This window comes from Bradyrhizobium sp. USDA 4516, from assembly GCF_054055915.1.
The window spans coordinates 1,186,466-1,205,748 of the sequence record NZ_JBSRXT010000001.1 but is presented as its reverse complement, the minus strand read 5'-3'; the positions used below and the strand labels follow the sequence as shown (position 1 = coordinate 1,205,748).

General features: G+C 64.9%; 18 protein-coding genes and 1 pseudogene. 10 read left to right on the top strand and 9 right to left on the bottom strand.

The genetic code is table 11. From position 1 onward, the window contains the following. Window positions 1–3: 3 nt before the first annotated feature. On the top strand, window positions 4–1,167 hold the full coding sequence (locus tag ACVI1L_RS05695; protein ID WP_057015126.1) for an IS4 family transposase: 1,164 nt from the start codon (window positions 4–6) through the stop codon (window positions 1,165–1,167). Window positions 1,168–1,363: 196 nt separating this feature from the next. Here ACVI1L_RS05695 and ACVI1L_RS05690 read toward each other — a convergent pair whose 3' ends face one another. The 3 genes from ACVI1L_RS05690 to ACVI1L_RS05680 all read right to left on the bottom strand — a co-directional run bounded on the left by ACVI1L_RS05690 (window position 1,364) and on the right by ACVI1L_RS05680 (window position 3,780). Beyond that, window positions 1,364–2,074, bottom strand: a complete 711-nt coding sequence (locus ACVI1L_RS05690) for a type 1 glutamine amidotransferase (protein ID WP_456782473.1) — start codon at window positions 2,072–2,074, stop codon at window positions 1,364–1,366. Between the two features lie 85 nt (window positions 2,075–2,159). Continuing rightward, window positions 2,160–3,098, bottom strand: a complete 939-nt coding sequence (locus tag ACVI1L_RS05685; RefSeq protein WP_456785515.1) for a hypothetical protein — start codon at window positions 3,096–3,098, stop codon at window positions 2,160–2,162. Between the two features lie 193 nt (window positions 3,099–3,291). Then, entirely contained in the window at window positions 3,292–3,780 is a 489-nt protein-coding gene (locus ACVI1L_RS05680; protein WP_016847653.1) for an Lrp/AsnC family transcriptional regulator, read from the bottom strand. Window positions 3,781–3,906: 126 nt separating this feature from the next. Between ACVI1L_RS05680 and ald the strand changes: the two genes are divergently transcribed. Then, the gene (gene ald / locus ACVI1L_RS05675) at window positions 3,907–5,022 is read left to right on the top strand and encodes an alanine dehydrogenase (protein WP_141340735.1); all 1,116 of its coding nucleotides are present in this window, start codon (window positions 3,907–3,909) and stop codon (window positions 5,020–5,022) included. 243 nt (window positions 5,023–5,265) lie between these two features. On the opposite strand, the gene ACVI1L_RS05670 is transcribed toward ald, so the two are convergent. Beyond that, the gene (locus ACVI1L_RS05670; RefSeq protein WP_456782472.1) at window positions 5,266–6,054 is read right to left on the bottom strand and encodes an IclR family transcriptional regulator; all 789 of its coding nucleotides are present in this window, start codon (window positions 6,052–6,054) and stop codon (window positions 5,266–5,268) included. A gap of 145 nt (window positions 6,055–6,199) precedes the next feature. Here ACVI1L_RS05670 and leuC point away from each other — a divergent pair, with 145 nt between their 5' ends. The 6 genes from leuC to ACVI1L_RS05640 are packed head-to-tail and all read left to right on the top strand — an operon-like array spanning window position 6,200 to window position 12,147. Then, window positions 6,200–7,603 carry a 3-isopropylmalate dehydratase large subunit gene (gene leuC, locus ACVI1L_RS05665; RefSeq protein WP_168857287.1) on the top strand — a complete coding sequence of 468 codons (1,404 nt, stop codon included), beginning with the start codon at window positions 6,200–6,202 and terminating at the stop codon, window positions 7,601–7,603. 3 nt (window positions 7,604–7,606) lie between these two features. Further along, entirely contained in the window at window positions 7,607–8,257 is a 651-nt protein-coding gene (gene leuD / locus ACVI1L_RS05660; RefSeq protein WP_168857286.1) for a 3-isopropylmalate dehydratase small subunit, read from the top strand. Further along, window positions 8,254–9,387, top strand: coding sequence for a 3-isopropylmalate dehydrogenase (leuB, locus tag ACVI1L_RS05655; protein WP_456785514.1), 1,134 nt, complete (start codon window positions 8,254–8,256; stop codon window positions 9,385–9,387). Before leuD ends, leuB begins: the two co-directional genes overlap by 4 nt. Beyond that, the gene (locus ACVI1L_RS05650) at window positions 9,387–10,448 is read left to right on the top strand and encodes an ABC transporter substrate-binding protein (RefSeq protein ID WP_141340739.1); all 1,062 of its coding nucleotides are present in this window, start codon (window positions 9,387–9,389) and stop codon (window positions 10,446–10,448) included. The genes leuB and ACVI1L_RS05650 overlap by 1 nt, the downstream gene beginning before the upstream one ends. Then, window positions 10,445–11,278 (top strand): ABC transporter ATP-binding protein, encoded by an 834-nt coding sequence (locus tag ACVI1L_RS05645; RefSeq protein WP_456782471.1) that lies wholly within the window; start codon window positions 10,445–10,447, stop codon window positions 11,276–11,278. Before ACVI1L_RS05650 ends, ACVI1L_RS05645 begins: the two co-directional genes overlap by 4 nt. After that, window positions 11,275–12,147 carry an ABC transporter permease gene (locus tag ACVI1L_RS05640; RefSeq protein WP_456782470.1) on the top strand — a complete coding sequence of 291 codons (873 nt, stop codon included), beginning with the start codon at window positions 11,275–11,277 and terminating at the stop codon, window positions 12,145–12,147. The genes ACVI1L_RS05645 and ACVI1L_RS05640 overlap by 4 nt, the downstream gene beginning before the upstream one ends. A gap of 48 nt (window positions 12,148–12,195) precedes the next feature. Here the strand turns inward: ACVI1L_RS05640 and ACVI1L_RS05635 are convergent, their stop codons facing one another. Further along, the gene (locus tag ACVI1L_RS05635; RefSeq protein WP_168857282.1) at window positions 12,196–12,372 is read right to left on the bottom strand and encodes a hypothetical protein; all 177 of its coding nucleotides are present in this window, start codon (window positions 12,370–12,372) and stop codon (window positions 12,196–12,198) included. Between the two features lie 218 nt (window positions 12,373–12,590). Here ACVI1L_RS05635 and ACVI1L_RS05630 point away from each other — a divergent pair, with 218 nt between their 5' ends. Next, entirely contained in the window at window positions 12,591–12,848 is a 258-nt protein-coding gene (locus ACVI1L_RS05630; protein ID WP_057016905.1) for a hypothetical protein, read from the top strand. Between the two features lie 92 nt (window positions 12,849–12,940). Then, entirely contained in the window at window positions 12,941–14,446 is a 1,506-nt protein-coding gene (locus ACVI1L_RS05625) for a CYTH and CHAD domain-containing protein (RefSeq protein ID WP_456782469.1), read from the top strand. 28 nt (window positions 14,447–14,474) lie between these two features. Here ACVI1L_RS05625 and ACVI1L_RS05620 read toward each other — a convergent pair whose 3' ends face one another. The 4 genes and pseudogenes from ACVI1L_RS05620 to gudD form a co-directional block, all read right to left on the bottom strand. Continuing rightward, window positions 14,475–14,642 carry a hypothetical protein gene (locus ACVI1L_RS05620; protein ID WP_168857280.1) on the bottom strand — a complete coding sequence of 56 codons (168 nt, stop codon included), beginning with the start codon at window positions 14,640–14,642 and terminating at the stop codon, window positions 14,475–14,477. A gap of 93 nt (window positions 14,643–14,735) precedes the next feature. After that, a complete protein-coding gene (garD, locus tag ACVI1L_RS05615) occupies window positions 14,736–16,277 on the bottom strand; it encodes a galactarate dehydratase (RefSeq protein ID WP_456782468.1) in 1,542 nt (513 codons plus the stop codon). Window positions 16,278–16,460: 183 nt separating this feature from the next. Then, window positions 16,461–17,909: an aldehyde dehydrogenase family protein gene (locus ACVI1L_RS05610; RefSeq protein WP_076826058.1), complete on the bottom strand. Its 1,449-nt coding sequence runs from the start codon at window positions 17,907–17,909 to the stop codon at window positions 16,461–16,463. Window positions 17,910–17,926: 17 nt separating this feature from the next. Beyond that, window positions 17,927–19,280 (bottom strand): annotated as a pseudogene (gene gudD / locus ACVI1L_RS05605) (glucarate dehydratase). Between the last annotated feature and the right edge of the window lie 3 nt (window positions 19,281–19,283).

Genomic DNA, 19,283 nt, shown 5'->3' with positions numbered 1-19,283 from the left:
AGCATGCGATATCGCGGTAGCATTTTTGGAAGGCTGCTTGAACCGATCAATCGACGGCAGTTTCAGACGGTTGTGGATCGTCTGGACGGGGATGCCTACGACAAGTCGTTCAGGAGCTGGGATCATCTGGTGGCGCTGATCTATGCCCAGCTTAGCGGCAACAGCAGTCTGCGCGGGGTGGTGACTGGCTTCAACGCCAATTCGCAGCATCACTATCACTTGGGAACCGGCAAGCTGTCGCGCTCGACGTTGTCCGATGCCAATGCCCGCCGTCCGATCGGCATTTTCGCGCAAACCTTTGCGGCGCTGTCGGCGATGGCGCGTCGCCAGCTGCGGAGTGAAGGCATGGAGATGGTGCGTCTGATCGACGCCAGTCCGATCCCGCTCGGCAAGGTCTGCAGTTGGGCGACGTGGAACGGCCGCATCCGCGGCATGAAGCTGCATGTCGTCTACGACCCAAGGAGCGATGTCCCGACCTGCGTCGAGATGACGGCCGCGAACGTCAATGACATCGAGATCGGCCGACAGACCCCAATCCAGCCCGCCACCACCTATGTGTTTGACAAGGGCTATTGCCGTTTCGACTGGTGGCAGAAGATCAATGATAGCAAGGCTTTCTTCGTTACCCGGGCGAAGACGAGCATCCGTCTTCGCTCGCTCAGGCATCGCGCCATCCGCAAGCGTAACGGGGATGGCTTCGAAATCCTTGCCGATGACGAGGTGAAGCTCACCAGCAAGGGCGATTCGCGCCTTCCAATCCCGCTCCGCCGCATCAAGATCAGACGCGAGAAAGGCGGCAAGATCACACTCCTGACCAACGACCTTGCCCGTAGCGCCGTCGAGATCGCCGCCCTCTACAAGAGCAGATGGCAAATCGAGCTGCTGTTCCGCTGGATCAAGCAGCATCTCGATATTCGCAAGTTCCTCGGCGCCAACGACAACGCGATCCGCCTTCAGGTGCTCGCTGCGATGATTGCCTACCTGCTGCTGCGCATCGCCGCTCACACCAACTGCATCAAAATGCTCCCGCTCAGGTTCGCCGAACTCGTCGGCCAGCTCCTGCTCACGCGTCGATCCCTCGCTGCCATCGACAAACCTCCGCCCATCAACCCCAGCCGTCGGAAATCAACCATCTCACCTGACCAGATGGAGCTCCGCTATGCCTGAATTTCCCCGGACACCCCTGCCGCGTGCGGGGCGAGGTCGGAATTCAAGCGTAGCTTGAATTCCGGGTGAGGGGGGAGCCTCCGCGAATTTTTCTGGCTCCGTTGACGTGGTGACAGCCCCTCACCCCAACCCTCTCCCCGTAAGAACGGGGCGAGGGAGCGACAGTTCCGTTGCGGCCGCCAAGCGAACACGATGTCTAGTTGCTACGGCGCACGAGGAAGCGCGTGATCACGCCGCCAAGCGTGGCGTGGTCGAGCGGTTCGGTGAGCGAAGTCTTGGCGGCTTCGATCAGGGCATCCGGCGCGAGGCCGCGGCGCAGGTCGCACAGCGCGTCGGCATAGTCGGCGGTGAATTCCGGATGCGGCTGCACCGACAGCGTCGTGCCGTTGGCGTAGAGCAGGGCGGCGTGCGGCGTGAACCCGGACGACAGGATGGTGCGCGCTGAGGCGGGCGGGGTGATCACCTGGTCCTGATGCGAGCAGGCGACGGCGATCGTCTCGCCGTCGATCAGTCCGTTGTCCGGCGCGATCCGGTAGACATGGCGTCCGATGCCCCAGCCTTTCTCGGATTTGCGCACCGTGCCGCCGAGCGCCTGCGCGATCAGCTGATGGCCGAAGCAGACGCCGACGGTTGGAATGCGCTTGTCATGGGCCGTGCGCACGAAGGCTTCGAGCGGCGCGATCCACGCGACGTCGTCGTAGACGCCGGCGGCCGATCCTGTGATCAGGATCGCATCCAATGCGACCGGATCCGGCAGCGTCTCGCCATTGGCGAGGCTGACGACGTCGCAGGTAACAGAGGAATCGGCGGTGGCTACCATCCGCTGAAACATCTGCGGATAGCTGCCGTGGCGCTCGCGGAATTGCGGACTGACGAGCCCGGTTTCGATGATGGTGATGCGGGGCATGGAACGCGCTGACAGATGAGCGGGGATGCCTCAGCCTTTACTCCGAAAGCACTGGCGGCGACAAGCCGCGCGCGGCGGTCGCCGATCAATTCCGCGACGGTGCCGCCGCGTCGATCGTGGCGGTGTGCTGCGCTGTCGGCGCCGGCGTCGTTGCGACGATCACGGGCTCGCTGCGGTAGCGCGGCAGCTGATCCTCGAGCGAGTAGCCGACGCAGAGCGCGAGGCTCGACCAGACCGCCATGCTGAAATACAGCGACATCCAGGCGATCTCGTCGCGCCACTCGGCGATGTCGTGGGTCACGACCCAGCGCCGGCTGACGTCGCGCAGGCCTTCCAGCGGATGCAGCAGCGTGCCGCCGGCGGCGAGGTTGGCGCGCCAGCGATTCAGATACATCGGGACGTCGACGGTCATCAGGAAGGCGAGGAAGGCGGCGATGCCGAGGATCGCGACGATGAAGGCCCAGCGCACCGGGCCATGAAACTCCGGCAGCAGCCGGCACAGCGCGATCCCGACCAGGAAGAACACCACCGCCCAGATCGAGTTCTCGATCGCGTTGCAGAGATAATGGGTGGTCAGCACCGCATACCAGGAGAAGCATTCCGCGATCACGATCAGCGGCACGATGATCCAGGCGATGTTCACGGTGGTCTCGGCGCCGGTCATGGTGCCGAGCTGATGCAGGATGATCGCCCATTGCGCGGCGAAGCAAACCTCGGCGACGGTGGCGACGGTGCGGCCGACCACGACGCTCGACAGCCAGGTGTCGAACAGGCAGATGCGCTGCACGTCGGCGCGCGGCAGGACCGAGCGGAAGGCACAGCCGAACACATAGGCCGCGCACAGCAGCATCATCAGGCCGATGCCCGAGGTGTTGCTGAAGCTGCCATTGGCTTGTTCATTGAACTGGCGGTAGAGCGCGAACCAGATCGCGATATTGGCGGCGCTGACGAGGCTCAAGAAGCCCCACCACCGGACCACTGGATTTGACCAAGCCAGCGAAACCGGCCGTGCCCGCCACTCCATGCTCATTCACCGCTCCACGTGTAACCGAATTGATATTGAACTGTAGCAATTCTGTCATAGAAGCCGGCGAATCACGAACTAAAAATTGCGTGTGGGAGCGAGCCGGGCAGATCCGATTATGACAGTGCCCGATTATGACAGTGCCCGATTGTGACAGTGCGCGATTGTGACAGTGCGCGATGGCGCGTGACCGTCAGCCGCGCAGCGCCGTCTCGGGAATGGTGCGGCGAACCACCTCGCGCATCGCGAAGCTGGAATGGATGCGGGCGACTCCCGGCATCCGCGACAGATGCTGCTTGTGGATGCGCTCGAAGTCGGCGATGTCGCGGGCGATCACCTGCAGATGATAATCGTCGCTGCCCGACATCAGATGGCAGGACACGACGTCGGGACAGCGCGCGATCGCAGCTTCGAAGGCTGCGAGATAATCCTCGCTCTGCTTCTCCAGCGTGATGGTGACGACGACGGTCGTCACCAAGCCCAGCGCCGATGGTTCGAGGTCGACGCGATAGCCGCGGATCACGCCGATCTCCTCGAGATGGCGGATGCGCCGCGCGCAGGCGGTCGGCGACAACCCGACCTTCTCGGCAAGCTCGATTTGGCTGGCGCGGGCATCAGCGACCAGCTCGGCGAGGATTCTGAGGTCGATACGATCGAGACCGTCCACGCAGATTTCCTTCAAGAGCTGAGCTGGAAGCGAAGGATATGGGCGTATTTTGCTGTGAGCAAGCCGGAAATCGCTGAGAAACGCCATGTGACGGGGCATAGCCTTGACGACGGCGGAAACGAATCCTTCAAGGAGCGGACCATGCGCATCGGCGTGCCCAAGGAAATCAAGGTCGAGGAATATCGGGTCGGGCTGACGCCTGACTCGGTGCGGGAATATGTGGCGCACGGCCACGAGGTCGTGGTCCAGCGCGGCGCCGGTGACGGCATCGGTGCCGGCGACGACGTCTACACGCAGGCCGGCGCGCGGATCGCCGATACCGCCGAAGAGGTGTTTTCCGTCGCCGAGATGATCGTGAAAGTGAAGGAGCCGCAGCCGTCCGAATGGATCAGGCTGCGCGAGGGACAGATCCTCTTCACCTATCTGCATCTCGCGCCCGATGTGCCGCAGACCGCGGGTCTGATCGCCTCCGGCTGCACGGCGGTGGCCTATGAGACGGTGACCGACGCACAAGGTGGACTGCCGCTGCTCGCGCCGATGAGCGAAGTCGCCGGCCGGCTCGCGATCGAGGCCGCGGGCGCCGCGCTGCGCAAATCCGCCGACGGCATGGGCAAGCTGCTCGGTGGCGTGCCCGGCGTTCCGCCGGCGCGGGTTGCGATCATCGGTGGCGGCGTGGTCGGCACCCATGCGGCGCGGATGGCGGCAGGCCTTGGCAGCGAAGTCACCATTCTCGACCGCTCGTTGCCGCGGCTGCGCGCGCTCGACGACCTCTTCCTCGGCCGCGTCCGCACCCGTTACGCCACGCTGGAAGCGATCGAGCAGGAGGTCTTCGCGGCTGATGTTGTGATCGGCGCGGTGCTGGTGCCGGGCGCCAGCGCGCCAAAGCTGGTGTCGCGCGCGCAGCTTGCAGGCATGAAACGCCGCGCGGTGCTGGTCGACGTCGCGATCGACCAGGGCGGCTGCTTCGAGACCTCGAAGCCGACCACGCATCAGGCGCCGACTTACCTCGTTGATGACATCGTGCATTATTGCGTCGCCAATATGCCTGGCGCGGTGCCGGTCACCTCGAGCCACGCGCTCAATCATGCCACCTTGCCGTTCGGGCTGGCGCTGGCATCGAAGGGGCTGCGCGCGCTGGTCGAGGATCCGCATCTGCGCGCCGGCCTCAACGTGCATCGCGGCCGCATCACCAACCGCGCCGTCGCCGAAAGCCAGCATCTGTCGGCCGTGATGCCGGAAGAAGCGCTGGCGTCGTAGGAAATTCGAAAGATCTAACTGCAGCGCGGGTCCCAACCTCCCCTTCAAAAGGGGAGGTCGCTTTGCTCGCCAGAGCAAAGCGGGTGGGGATCAACTCTCTCCACATAGAGCGTCGCCTGCGGCTGACCCCCATCCCGACCTTCCCCCTCAGGGGGAGGAGAAGACAGATATTTAGTCCGAATGCTTCGCTTCATCCGGGCTACGGCTCCGTCATCCGCACGACGCGTTATGCGTCCCAAGAGGTCATTTCTCAACGAATTTTGGCCCGGCTTCATCTGTCAATTCCTTCAGCCGGCTCTGCATGACTTCAATGATGTGCGCGCGCTTTGCCGCGATACGTTCGATGGGGCCGCCGATGCCGATAGCCAGCGGAGCGCGTCGCTTTGGCAGGGGAACGAGCATGCCTATTGTGTTTGCGCCTGGCGTCGTGCGGCCGCCTGTCTCGGAAAAGCCGCGGCGGCGAATGCGCTCGACCTCCTCGAGAAAGGCGGATTCGCGAACGCGCGCCGATTGACTCGGCTCCTCGGCGTTGTTGCGCCGGATAATGCCGCGAATTTTGGTGTTCGGCATTTGGCTCAGCAGCACATGTCCGAGCGCGGTCCGCACCATCGGTCGTATTTGACCGGCTTGTGCCGTGTACTGAAGCTGAGAGCCGCCGGGGACAACGTGCAGATATTGCATCCCGGCGGCGCCGGCCTGTTGTCCGAGCATGACGGTTTCGCCGCCCGTCGCGGTCCAGAGTTCCTCCATCAGATCGGTGAGCTTGGTATCACGGAACGGGGAACGACGGATCCAGTCACCCAGCAAATTGACCCGGTAGCTCGGGATGAAGAGCCGGGTCTTTCGCTCGTATTCCAGGTAGTTCAATTCAACGAGACATCGAAGCAACACTGACGTGCTCGACTGGGGCATCTCCAGCACGGACGATATTTCGGTCACGGAAGCAGCCCGCCTTGTTTTCCGAAAGAACTCCAGAACTGCAAACGTCCGCATGGCCGATTTGATGACGGCCGTCTTATTCGGATTCGGCATGGCTGGCTCCTCGGCGGGTCAAGTACCGCACCTCCATCACATATGTGATGTTAGGGCAAAACTGCTTCACTTGACGACAACTTTGGCCCAGATTGGCGTCAATAAGATCAAGCCGCATGGAAACGCACAGAGCAGGGGAAGGCGGATGCCCGGCCGAAGTTTGCTCGAGAAGATCTGGGACCAGCATGTCATTGCTCGCCTCAGCGAAGACACAGACCTCCTTCATATCGACCGCCATCTGCTGCACGATCTCGGCGGCTCGCGGGGCCTGCTCGATCTCAAGAGCCGGGGCCTCAATGTCCACAATCCCGAACTGACCTTTGCAACGCCGGATCACGCGCTGTCGACGGCGCCGGGCCGCGCCGGAACCAGCAAGATCGGACTGGAATTGCTGGCGGCGCTGCGGGTCGAGACCTCGGCGAGCGGCATCACGCTGTTCGACGTCGATCAGCCCGGCCAGGGCATCGTCCACGTCATCGGTCCGGAGCTCGGCCTGAGCCTGCCGGGCGCGACCATCGTCTGCGGCGACAGCCACACCTGCACCCATGGCGGCTTGGGGGCGCTCGCCTTCGGCATCGGGTCGAGCGAGCTCACCCATGTGCTGGCGACGCAGGCGCTGATCCAGCGCCGCCCGAAGACGATGCGCGCGCGCTTCGAGGGTAAGCTGCCGCTCGGCGTCACCGCCAAGGACATGATCCTGGCGCTGATCGGCCATATCGGCGCCGCCGGCGGCACCGGCTATGCGGTCGAATATGCCGGCAGTGCGATCCGCGCGCTGCCGATCGAGGGCCGGCTCACGATCTGCAACCTCTCGATCGAGCTCGGCGCCAAGATGGGAATGGTGGCACCGGACGAGAAGACGTTCGAATTCCTGCGCGGCCGTCCCTATGCGCCGCAAGGCGAGATGTGGGATCTCGCGGTGAAAGCGTGGCGCGAACTGCCGAGCGATCCCGATGCGGTGTTCGACCGCGAGGTCGTGATCGATGTCGAGAAGATCATTCCGCAGGTGACCTGGGGCATCAGCCCTGAGCACGTCGTCGGCGTCGATGGCGTGATTCCCGATCCGAAGACGGTCGACGATCCCTTGCGACGCGCTGCGATCGAGACCGCGCTGGAGTATATGGGCCTGCAAGGCGGCGCACCGATCGCGGGCACGCCGGTCGACTGGGTGTTCATCGGTTCCTGCACCAACAGCCGGCTGAGCGATCTCCGCGCGGCGGCTGAAGTGGCGCGCGGCCGCAAGGTCGCCGCCGGAGTCCGCGCCTGGGTGGTGCCGGGCTCCGAAAACGTCAAGCGCGAGGCGGTCGCCGAAGGGCTCGACAAGATCTTCATCGATGCCGGCTTCGAGTGGCGTGAACCGGGCTGCTCGATGTGTCTTGCCGCCAACGGCGAGGTGGTGGCGCCCGGGCAGCGCTCGGTCTCGACCTCAAACCGCAATTTCGTCGGCCGGCAGGGACCGCGGGCGCGGACGCATCTGGCGAGCCCCGCGAGCGCGGCGGCGTCTGCGATTGCCGGCGCGATCGCCGATGTCAGGATGATGGGACGCTAGAGCATGCCAAAGCCGTTCGACAAGCTCACCGCAACCGCCGCGCCGATCATGCGCGGCAATATCGATACCGACGTCATCATCCGCATCGAGCGGCTGGTGGGCAATTCGATCCGCGGCACGCTCGGTAAATGGGCGTTCGGCTCGCTGCGCTATCTGCCCGACGGCTCGGAGAATCCGGAGTTCATCCTGAACCGCGAGCCGTACCGCGAGGCGGAGATTTTGGTGACCGGGCCGAATTTCGGCTGCGGCTCCTCGCGCGAGGGCGCGGTGTGGTCGCTGCAGGAGCGCGGCATCCGCGCCATCATCGGCTCCGGCTTCGGCGACATCTTCTTCGCCAACTGCTTCCAGAACGGAATCCTGCCCGTCATCGTCGACAAGGCGGTGGTCGATCAGCTTGCCGCCGACATCGAGGCGACGCAGGGCGCGGGCAAGGTCTCGATCGACCTCGAGGCCCAGACCATCGTCTCACCGTCGGGCGCGCGGCATTCGTTCGAGATCGATCCGCGGCGGCGCGAGGGGCTATTGAAGGGGCTCGACGAGGTGGCGCTGACGCTGCAGCGCGACGACGAGATCCGCGCCTTCCAGGCCTCCGACCGCGCGGCGCGGCCATGGATTCATTCGACAACGACACCCGCTTCAAGGACACCGGCATGAGCACGCAATCCAATATGGTCAAGGTCGCCGTCGTCGGCGGCGAGGGCATCGGCCCCGAGGTCACCGCGCAGTCGCGCCGCGTGCTCGACTGGTTCGCGGCGAAGCGCGGCGTTCCGATGACGCTGCGCGAGGCGCAATACGGCCTGATCCCGTATCTGGCGACCGGCAAGGTGCTGCCCGAGGACACCGCCGAGGCGATGGACGAGGCCGATGCGATCCTGTGGGGTGCGACCGGCGGGCCGGAGACCACCGAAGTGCCGGCCGCGGCACGCAAGGCCGGCAGTCTGCTCGGCCTGCGCAGCAAATACGATCTCTATGCCAATCTGCGGCCGATCGTGGCGAGCCCGGCCCTGTCGGCCTCCGCGCCACTCAAGGCCGAGGTGCTCGACGGCGTCGATTTCGTCATCATCCGCGAATTGACCAGCGGCATCTATTTCGGCGAGCCGCGCGGCATCGAGACGCTGCACGACGGCCAGCGCCGCGGCTTCAACACCGAGCAATACACCACGAACCAGATCCGCCGCGTGGCGCGCTCGGCCTTCGAGCTGGCGCGGACCCGGCGCAACAAGGTCTGCTCGGTCGACAAGGCCAATGTGCTGGAGACCAGTGTGGTCTGGCGCGAGGAGGTGATCAAGCTGCACAAGGAGGAGTTCTCCGATGTCGAGCTGACCCATCTCTATGTCGACAACGCCGCGATGCAGATCGTGCGCGAGCCGCGGCAGTTCGACGTGATGGTGACCGGCAACATCTTCGGCGACATCCTGTCGGACTGCGCGGCGATGGCTTCGGGCTCGCTCGGCATGCTGCCGTCGGCCTCGCTCGGCCCGGTCGATCGCTTCGGCCGGCGCAAGGCGCTCTATGAGCCGGTGCATGGCAGCGCGCCCGACATCGCGGGCAAGGGCATCGCCAATCCGCTCGGTTCGATCCTGAGTGTCGCGATGCTGCTCCGCCTGACGCTGAACCGGCCCGAGGACGCCGACCTGCTCGAGAAGGCGGTGCAGACCGCGCTGGCCTCCGGCGCCCGCACGGCCGATATCGCCGAGGCCGGGGCGAAAAAGCTGTCGACTGTCCAGATGGGCGATGCGGTGCTCGGCGCACTCGACAGGATCTCGGCCAAGGAGCACGCGTGATGGCGCGCCTCACCATGCCCCACATTTCAAGGCGATCGGCGCTGACGGTCATCGCCGCCGGCGGCGCCGCGCTGGCGACCGGGCGTGCGTGGGCGCAGGCGGCCGCGGGCCGCGCGATCTATCCGGTCGCGGTGCCAGTCTATCAGACGCAGTTCGTTGCCGACCGTATAGGCTACTTCAAGGAGGCCGGGCTCGACTGCAAGCTGGTGCAGGGCGGCAGCGGCGTGAAGACCCGCGAGATCATCGCCTCGTCGCAGGGCGATATCGGCATCGGCGACGTCACCCATCCGATGCAGCTGACCAATCACGGCCGCGCCGCGCGCGTGCTGTTGCCGGTCGACACGCGATCGAACTCGGTGATGTTCATTATCCGCAAGGACCTGAAGGACCAGGGCATCAACTCGCTGGAGGCGTTCACGCAATGGAAGCGGCCCGACGGCCGCAAGCCGATCGTCTCGGTCTCCTCGCTCGGCGGCACCAACCATGTCTGGTCGTCCTATTACATGGAAACCATGGGGCTTGACGACAAGGTGACCTGGATCGGCACCGGCAATGTCGACACCATGCTGGGATCGCTGAAGTCGAAGCAGGTCGATATCCTCGTCAGCTCGCTCTCGCTGTTGAACGAGGCACAGCAGCAGGGCTGGGGCGAATTGCTGTTCGATGGCACCGACGAGGCGATCTGGAACAAGCATATCGGCGGCAAGGTGCCGGTCACGGCGCATTTCACGCTGCAAGCCACCATCGACAAGGACCCGGCCAAGATGCAGGCCTACGTCACCGCGCTGTGGCGGGCCTCGCAGTGGATCAAGACCCACAAGCCGACCGAGGTCTACGACGCCATCGAGCCCTATGTCGGCAGCACCTCGCGCGAGGCTAATCTGCTGGAGATTACGTCGATCCAGAAGGTCGCGGACTATGAGGGCTCGATCGACGCCGCGAGCTTCGCTCGCGGCGAGAAGGTCTGGTTCCGCGAGATGACCGGCATCAAGCCGCTCAAGATCGCCGATGTGGTCAATTCCAACCTGATCGAAGCGGCGCGAAAGGCCTATCCGGGTTGAGCGCGCTCGAGACAAGCGCAACCGTATCGCCGCGCGCCTCGGCCGATCGCCGCGTCGAGGTCAAGGGCCTGAGCAAGTCGTTCCAGCTCGCCAAAACCACGATCGAGGCCGTGCGCGACGTCACCTTCGACGTCCGCCGCGGCGAGTTCGTCGCGCTGCTCGGGCCGTCGGGCTCCGGCAAGAGCACCGTGCTCAACATGATCGCCTCGCTGATCCGCCCGACCGGCGGCGAGATCCTGATCGACGGCAAACGCGTCGTCGCCGGCAAGGCGACGCCCAATGTCGGCTACGTGTTTCAGCGCGACACGCTGTTTCCATGGCGGACCGTCGGCGACAATATCGGCTACGGGCTGGAACTATCAGGCGTGCCGGCTCACGAACGGAAGGAGCGCATCGCCGAATGCGTCGCGCAAGCCGGCCTGAAGGGATTCGAGAACGCTTATCCGTCGGCGCTGTCGGGCGGCATGCGGCAGCGCGTGGCGCTGATGCGGACGCTGATCGTCGAGCCGCAGATCCTCCTGATGGACGAGCCGTTCGGCGCGCTCGACACCCACACCAAGATCGACATGCACGAGGTGCTGCTCCGGATCTGGGAGCGCGAGCAGCAGACCGTGCTGTTCGTGACCCACGATCTCGGCGAGGCGTTGACATTGGCCGACCGCATCATCCTGTTCTCGGCGCGGCCGGGCCGGATCAAGGACAGGTTCGAGGTCGATTTCGACCGCCCGCGCGATGCGGTGAAGGTGCGCGAAACCCCGCATTACGCCGAGCTGTTCCAGCATATCTGGCATTCGCTGGGCGAGGAATTCGTCAGGGGCCGCAGCACATGAAGAGGTACGGCACGCTCGGCACGGTCGGCTGGCAGGTCCTGATCTGCGCAGTCGTGCTGTCGGTCTGGGAATGGGGCTACGACCTCCGCACCAAACTGCCCTGGCTGGTGCCCGACCTGCTCGATCCCTACTTCATCTCAAAGCCGTCGATGATCTTCGACAACTTCCTGATCCAGAGCTGCCTGACCTCGAAGCTCGGCGCCTTCAACAGCTGGTTCAACGGCGACTTCGGAAAGTGCCTGGCGCGCAACGAGAACAACCTCTGGGCCGCGACCGCCATCACCCTGAAGAATACCTTCTTCGGCTTCGTCACCGGCGTGGTCAGCGGCTTCGTCGCCGGACTGATCCTGGGACGATCCGATCGGCTGAGCGCGATCTTTCAGCCCTTCATCACCGCGGTGAATTCGATCCCGCGGATCGCGCTGGCGCCGATCATCGTGCTGGCATTCGGGATCGGCGACATGTCGAAGATCGTGACGTCGTGGATCGTCGTCGTGTTCCTGGTGTTCTTCAACACATTCGAGGGCGCCCGCTCGATCGACGAGGGTTTCACCAACGCGGCGCGGCTGCTCGGCGCCAGCGAGTGGCAGATCACCAGGACGGTGGTGATCCCCTCGACCATGGCCTGGGTGTTCGCCTCGCTGACGCCTGCGATCTCCTTCGCGCTGATCGGCGTGATCGTCGGCGAGTTCATTGGCGCCGAGCGCGGCATCGGTCGCCTCATCATCGAATCGGAGGCGCGCGGCGAGGCCTCGGGCATGATGGTTGCGGTCGTGGTGCTGATGCTGGTCGGCGTGGTGCTGTCGACGATCATCTGGCGGCTGCAGGCCTATCTGTTGCGCTGGCAGCGGCAACGCAGCGCCGAGTAGGCCGCGGGCCGTGGCGACGTCGCATTTGCCGCCACGGCCGGGCTGGATCTAGGCTGCATTTTCCGATGGCGAGGTCTCGCCGTCGAGCCAGTCCTGTTCCTTTGCCAGCGCGCGCCAAGCCGCTTCCATTCGCTTGAAGCGATTGTAGGTCGGCCCGTCGTCGGCACGCTCGGCAAGTTGCGCGCAGTTCTCCGCATTGTCGCGGAAGTGCTGTGACTGTTTCATGGAACGTCCTCCTATTAGTTAAGGACGTGGGACATCAATTCAGGCTATTCAACGTGTGGAACATGGGTATTTCGCCACACAGATGAATGCCTGTTCAGCGAGTTCCCGGCGCGATATTTCGCAACTGAGCGTGAGCAATTGCAGCACGGTCGATACAGGAACGGTGCGTCGCACTCGACGTTCCTCCTTCACGTCGCAACTGGAGGAGGAGAGACGGCATGAGGACGTATCTGCTAACCGCGGCCATGGTGACCGCGATCGCATCTCCTGTGTTCGCCGATGATATCGGTGTCCGCGCAGGTCCCGTCGGCGCAGGCGTAACGGTTGGTCGGGCACCCGAATATCGCGATCGCGATCGTGATCGCACCACGGTGATCAGGGAGCGTGAGCCGCGCCATGACCGGACCACGGTCATCAAGAAGCGGGACGAATTCGGCAATCGCAGCAAGACCGTCATCCATAACGACGACGATTGACGCCAACTCAGGCGATCTTGTGTGAGCATGAACGTCCGTCGCTGACCTCGTCACGGCGGACGTTTGCTTGGTGCCCCAGGCATGGAGCGACGATGGCGGCCGAGACGGAGCTCAAATTCCACGTTCCCGCGCGCAAGCTCAAGGGACTGAAGAAACCGCTGGTCGCCGGCAGCAAGAGCGGTGCACCATCCGAGAGCGATCTCATCTCGACCTATTTCGACACCGCGAAGCACAAGCTCAAGCGGCACGGACTGACGTTGCGCGTGCGGCGGGATGGCGGCAACTATGTTCAGACTATCAAGTCGGGAGCGGGTCCGCAGTTTGAACGGGGCGAATGGGAGACTGACCTAGCGGACGGAAACCTCGACCTCGACAAGGCCAAAGGTACGCCGCTTGAAGGGCTCACGTCTGGCAGGCTGCGTCGCAAGCTGAAACCGGTATTCGAGACGTCAGTGCGGCGTATCACCGTGCCGCTGCGGACCAAACGCAGCGAGATCGAACTCGCGATCGATCGCGGCTACACCACGGCCGGGCACCGTTCGCGCCGAATCGACGAGGTCGAACTCGAACTCAAGAGCGGCCGCCCGCTCGACCTGTTCCGGGTCGCAAGGGCGCTGGAGCGGAAGGCGGCGGCGGAGCTCGATCTGCGCTCGAAAGCCGAACACGGCTATGAACTTGCCGATGGCGAGGAGCATGTCGTCGTCTCCGCCGGGAGCATCGTGCTCGACGCCGGACTTACCGCCGGCGCGGCGTTCCGGGTGATCGCGCGCGCCGCGCTTCGTCACTTCTCGTCGAATGCAGACGCCGTCCGCGAGGGCGAGGCGGAGGGCATTCACCAAATGCGGGTCGGGTTGCGGCGGCTGCGCGCCGCGATCTCGCTGTTCTCGAAGATCCTGACCGTGGCTCCGACGGAAGAGATCAAGATGCAGCTGAAGTGGCTCACCAACGCGCTCGCGCCGGCGCGCCAGCTTGATGTGTTCGTCAAGGAAGATATCGAGCCAGCATCGCATGACGCGCTGCTGCGGCGCGGCGGCAAAGCGATCCGGCAGGAGTTTTCCGGCCGCCGCGATCGTGCATTTGCCGGCGCGAGGCACGCGGTCAATTCGCGGCGCTATCGGTCCATGCTGATCGACACGTTGCAATGGATCGAGGCAAAGCAGACCGTTGCCGCGGAGGACGAAGGCGGTCCGATCGAGGAATTCGCCGCCGCGCTGCTGCATCGCCGCATCAGGAAGCTGCGCAAGGATGGCCGGCGTCTCGACGAGCTGTCGGCCCGGGAGCGGCACAAGGTGCGCATCAGGGCCAAGAAGCTCAGATACGCGATCGATTTCTTCGAAAGCCTGTTTCCGCGCAAGGGTGAACGCAAGCAACTCGCGCGGCTGTCCAGGCACCTGAAGCGAGTCCAGGATGCGCTCGGCTCGCTCAACGATTTTGTCGCGCACCGCAAGCTGGCGGTCGATGCGGCGCTGAAGGCCCCGCATCGGAAGGAGCGCGCCAGCGCCTTCGCCTCGGGCGTTGTGCTTGGCCGAGAGGAACAGGCGGTCAAGCCGCTGATCAAGGTCGCCGCCAGGGAAGTGCGAGGACTCGAGAAATTTTGACGAGCGTGTGGTGGCGAACCCCGGACATCTATGCTGCTGGTGATGCCCCCGACTGCCTCTCCCGTTCGGCCGCTTCGATGCGACATTCCTCCGCGTAGGCACGCAGGCGCTCGGCCGTCAACGAGTCCATGCCGGTGCGTGCCAGCCGCTCGGCGCGGTCGGCCTGATCTCTGAGATCATTGATGGTCCGGGTCATCTGTGCCTCCATGCCCAGACAATTTGAATCGAATTGCGACGTTCCCCGGCCGATCAGGACGTGGCTAACGGGTGGTTAAGGAGGCACGGTTGCTCAGGTCACCGGCGCCGGGTTGAACAGCGTCAGATCGTTGTGGATGCCCCAGCGGTCCGACCATGGCTTGGTGCGCCCGCTCGCGACGTCGAGGATCAGGCGGAACAGGTCCCAGCCGGTTTCCTCGATGGTCTTCTCGCCGGTGGCGATGCAGCCGGCGTCGAAATCGATCAGGTCCTTCCAGCGCCGTGCCAGCTCACTGCGGGTCGCGACCTTGATGACAGGCGCAGCGGCGAGGCCATACGGCGTGCCGCGGCCGGTGGTGAACACCTGCAAGGTCATGCCGGAGGCGAGCTGCAGCGTGCCGCAGATGAAGTCGCTCGCCGGCGTCGCGGCAAACAGCATGCCCTTCTGCCGCGCCTTCTCGCCCGGCGACAGCACGCCCGCGATCGGGCCGGAGCCCGACTTGACGATCGAGCCGAGCGACTTCTCGACGATGTTGGCGAGCCCGCCCTTCTTGTTGCCCGGCGTGGTGTTGGCGCTGCGGTCGGCGCCGCCGCGCGCGAGATAGCCGTCGTACCATTCCATCTCGCGGATCAGGGCGCGGCCGACATCCTCGTTGACGGCGCGGCGGGTCAGCAGCGGGATCGCGTCGCGTACCTCGGTGACTTCCGAGAACATCACGGTCGCGCCGGCGCGAACCAAGAGGTCGGCGGCAAAGCCCACCGCGGGGTTCGCGGTGACGCCGGAGAACGCGTCGCTGCCGCCGCATTGCAGTCCGATCACAAGATCAGCGGCCGGGCAGGTCTCGCGCTTGCGCGTGTTGAGCACCTTCAGCCGGGCCTCGGCCTGGGTCATGATGGCGTCGACGATGGCGCCGAAGCCGTCAAAGGCCTCATCCTGCATCCGCACGATGGCATCGCCGACGCCCTCCGGCACCAGCCGTTCCGGCGCGAGCTTCTCGCAGCCGAGCCCGACGACGAGGATCTCGCCGCCGAAATTCGGATTGAGCGCGAGATTCTGCAGCGTGCGGATCGGCACCACGGCGTCGGGCGCCGTGATCGCGACGCCGCAGCCATAGGCGTGCGTCAACGGCACGACGTCGTCGACATTGGGATATTTCGGCAAGAGCTCGGCGCGGATGCGCTTCACGGCATATTCCATCGTGCCCTTGACGCATTGCACGGAGGAGGAGATGCCGAGGATGTTCTTGGTGCCGACCGAGCCGTCGGGATTGCGATAGCCCTCGAAGGTGAAGCCTTCGAGCGGCGGCAGCGCGGGCGGCACCGCGGTCGCGATCTCGAGCTGATCGAGCGGTGGCGCCTCGGGCATGCGGATACGGGCCTCGTCGACCCACTCACCGGCCAGGATCGGCGACAGCGCCGTGCCGATCACTTCGCCATAGCGGATGATCGGGGCGCCCTCGGCGATGTCTTCCAGCGCGGTCTTGTGGCCTTGCGGCACGAAAGCGCGCAGCGTCAGGCCCGAGGCGAAGCGGGAGCCGGCCGGCAGGCCGAAATCATTCACGACGATCGCGACATTGTCGCGCTCGTTGAGCTTGATGTAGCGGGGCTGCTCCTGGGCGCCGATCGACTGGTCCATGCCGTATTCCTCCTGGCTTCACTTCACCTCTCCCGCTTGCGGGGGAGGTCGGATCGCATCGAATGATGCGATCCGGGTGGGGGCTCTCTCCACGGCATGACTCGCGGGGAGAGCTCCCAACCCTCCCCCGCAGGCGGGAGAGGGGCGCAGCGTCTTACGCGGCTGCACTCTGTTTCAACTGCTTCAGCCCGGGAACGTGTAAGCCGTCTTCACCGTGGTGTAGAACTCGCGGGCATAGGCACCCTGTTCGCGTGCGCCGTAGCTCGAGCCTTTGCGGCCGCCGAACGGGACGTGATAGTCGACGCCGGCGGTCGGCAGGTTGACCATCACCATGCCGGCCTCGCTGTTGCGCTTGTAGTGCGAGGCGTATTTCAGGCTTGACGTGCAGATGCCCGAGGCAAGGCCGAATTCGGTGTCGTTGGAGATCGCCAGCGCCTCTTCATAATCCTTGGCGCGGATCACGCAGGCGACCGGGCCGAAGATCTCCTCGCGGGCGATCCGCATCTGGTTGTTCGCCTCGGTGAACAGCGCCGGCTGCAGATAGAAGCCGGGCGTCTCGCGGTTCAACAATTCGCCGCCCCAGTGCAGGCGGGCGCCTTCGTCCTGACCGATCTTGATGTAGCGCAGATCCTGGTCGAGCTGGCTCTGGTCGACGACCGGGCCGACATGTACGCCGCTCTTCAGCGCGTCGTCCACCGAAAGTCCCTTCATGCGCTCGGTCATCGCGGCGACGAAGCGGTCGTGAATCCCCGCGGTGACGATCAGGCGCGAGGATGCGGTGCAGCGCTGGCCGGTCGAGAAATAGGCCCCGTTGACCGCGACCTCGACCGCGACCTTCACGTCGGCGTCGTCGAGCACGACCAGCGGGTTCTTGCCGCCCATCTCGAGCTGGAACTTCTTCATGGGGTTGGAGAGCACGCAGGCCTGCGCGATCTTGCGGCCGGTCTGCACCGAGCCGGTGAAGGAGATCGCGGCGACATCGGGATGATCGAGCAGAGTCTGGCCGACCACCGAGCCCGAGCCGACCACGAGATTGAAGACCCCCGCCGGAATGCCGGAACGCGCAATGATCTCGGACAGCGCATGGGCGGAGCCCGGCACCAGCTCGGCCGGCTTGAACACCACGGCGTTGCCGTAACACAGCGCCGGCGCGATCTTCCACGCCGGGATCGCGATCGGGAAATTCCACGGCGTGATCATGCCGACAACGCCGACCGGCTCGCGGGTGATCTCGACGTCGAGGCCGGGGCGCACCGATGCGCCCTTCTCGCCCATTAGCCGCAGCGCTTCGCCGGCAAAGAACGCAAAGATCTGCCCGGCGCGCGCCACCTCGCCGATGCCTTCCGGCAGCGTCTTGCCCTCCTCGCGGGCGAGCAGGCGGCCGAGCTCTTCCTTGCGGGCGAGGATTTCGACCGAGATCCTGGTCAGCGCATCGAAGCGCTCCTGCGGCGTCGAGCGCGCCCAGGTCGGGAATGCGGCCTTCGCGGCGGCGATCGCATTTTCGGTCTGCGCCTTGTCGGCCTTGGCGTATTCGCCGACGACATCGGTCGTGTTGGAGGGGTTGATGTCCCGCGTGATGCCTGTTCCGTCGACCCATTCGCCGGCGATGAAGTTCTTCTGGTGAGCGGTCATGTTTCCAACCTTTCTTGTTAGCGCACGAGGCAGGGACGCTTGTCGTCGAAGGTCCACCCCTGGATCAGGAACTGCATGGCCAGCGCGTCGTCGCGGGCGCCGAGACCATGCTGCTTGTATAGCGCGTTCGCGGCCTCGATGGCACCGCGATCGAGCTCGATGCCGAGGCCCGGCCGATCCGGGATAGCGATCTTGCCGCCCTTGATCTGCAGCGGTTGGCGCGTCAACGCCTGGCCGTCCTGCCAGATCCAGTGGGTGTCGATCGCGGTCACCTTGCCGGGCGCGGCGGCTCCGACATGGGTGAACATCGCCAGCGAAATATCGAAATGGTTGTTGGAGTGCGAGCCCCAGGTCAGGCCGTTGTCGCGGCAGGTCTGCGCCACCCGCACCGAGCCCTGCATGGTCCAGAAATGCGGATCGGCGAGCGGAATGTCGACTGCGCCAAGCCGCAATGCGTGCGAGAGCTGGCGCCAGTCGGTCGCGATCATGTTGGTCGCGGTCGGCAGCCCGGTGGCGCGGCGGAACTCGGCCATGATCTCACGACCGGAGAAGCCGGCCTCGGCGCCGCAGGGATCCTCGGCATAGGCGAGCACGCCATGCATGTTGCTGCAGCCGGATCGCCTCGTCGAGCGACCAGGCGCCGTTCGGGTCGAGCGTGACGCGCGCCTTCGGGAAGCGTTTTGCAATTGCGGTGACGGCCTCGATCTCCTCTTCGCCCCTGAGCACGCCACCCTTGAGCTTGAAATCGGCAAAGCCGTAATGCGCCTGCGTCGCTTCGGCGAGGCGCACGATGGCATCCGGCGTCATTGCAACCTGATGGCGCAGATCGAACCAGTCGGGCTTGCCGGTCTCGCCCTCGACGTAAGGCAGGTTGGCCTTCCTGCGGTCGCCGACGAAGAAGAGATAGCCGAGCGTCTCGACGCTGGCGCGCTGCTGGCCTTCGCCAAGCAGCGCCGCGACCGGGAGATTGAGATGCTGGCCGAGCAGGTCGAGCAGCGCGGATTCCACTGCGGTGACCGCATGGATGGTGACGCGGAGGTCGAAGGTCTGCTTGCCACGGCCGCCGGCGTCGCGATCGGCGAAGGCCTGGCGCATCGAGGCTAGGATGTTGTTGCAGGCGCCGATGGTCTGGCCGACGACGAGGTCGCTTGCGTCCTCGAGCGTCTTCTTGATCTTCTCGCCGCCCGGCACCTCGCCGACGCCGGTGTGGCCGGAGTTGTCGGTGAGGATAACGAGGTTGCGGGTGAAGAACGGCGCATGCGCGCCGCTCAGATTGAGGAGCATGCCGTCGCGGCCGGCGACCGGGATCACCTCCATCGCCGTGACAACAGGTGCGCCGGCAAAGCCGGTGCGGATCGTGTCCTGGATCATCTG

Excerpts from the sequence above, each read along its gene's own strand:
- ACVI1L_RS05640 (WP_456782470.1), top strand. The coding sequence starts at position 11,275 with ATGAAGAGGTACGGCACGCTCGGCACGGTCGGCTGGCAGGTCCTGATC.
- ACVI1L_RS05690 (WP_456782473.1), bottom strand. The coding sequence starts at position 2,074 with ATGCCCCGCATCACCATCATCGAAACCGGGCTCGTCAGTCCGCAATTC.
- leuD (WP_168857286.1), top strand. The coding sequence starts at position 7,607 with ATGCCAAAGCCGTTCGACAAGCTCACCGCAACCGCCGCGCCGATCATG.
- ACVI1L_RS05670 (WP_456782472.1), bottom strand. The coding sequence starts at position 6,054 with ATGCCGAATCCGAATAAGACGGCCGTCATCAAATCGGCCATGCGGACG.
- garD (WP_456782468.1), bottom strand. The coding sequence starts at position 16,277 with ATGGACCAGTCGATCGGCGCCCAGGAGCAGCCCCGCTACATCAAGCTC.
- ACVI1L_RS05620 (WP_168857280.1), bottom strand. The coding sequence starts at position 14,642 with ATGACCCGGACCATCAATGATCTCAGAGATCAGGCCGACCGCGCCGAG.
- leuB (WP_456785514.1), top strand. The coding sequence starts at position 8,254 with ATGAGCACGCAATCCAATATGGTCAAGGTCGCCGTCGTCGGCGGCGAG.
- ald (WP_141340735.1), top strand. The coding sequence starts at position 3,907 with ATGCGCATCGGCGTGCCCAAGGAAATCAAGGTCGAGGAATATCGGGTC.
- ACVI1L_RS05610 (WP_076826058.1), bottom strand. The coding sequence starts at position 17,909 with ATGACCGCTCACCAGAAGAACTTCATCGCCGGCGAATGGGTCGACGGA.
- ACVI1L_RS05625 (WP_456782469.1), top strand. The coding sequence starts at position 12,941 with ATGGCGGCCGAGACGGAGCTCAAATTCCACGTTCCCGCGCGCAAGCTC.
- ACVI1L_RS05635 (WP_168857282.1), bottom strand. The coding sequence starts at position 12,372 with ATGAAACAGTCACAGCACTTCCGCGACAATGCGGAGAACTGCGCGCAA.
- ACVI1L_RS05685 (WP_456785515.1), bottom strand. The coding sequence starts at position 3,098 with ATGGAGTGGCGGGCACGGCCGGTTTCGCTGGCTTGGTCAAATCCAGTG.
- ACVI1L_RS05650 (WP_141340739.1), top strand. The coding sequence starts at position 9,387 with ATGGCGCGCCTCACCATGCCCCACATTTCAAGGCGATCGGCGCTGACG.
- leuC (WP_168857287.1), top strand. The coding sequence starts at position 6,200 with ATGCCCGGCCGAAGTTTGCTCGAGAAGATCTGGGACCAGCATGTCATT.
- ACVI1L_RS05695 (WP_057015126.1), top strand. The coding sequence starts at position 4 with ATGCGATATCGCGGTAGCATTTTTGGAAGGCTGCTTGAACCGATCAAT.
- ACVI1L_RS05630 (WP_057016905.1), top strand. The coding sequence starts at position 12,591 with ATGAGGACGTATCTGCTAACCGCGGCCATGGTGACCGCGATCGCATCT.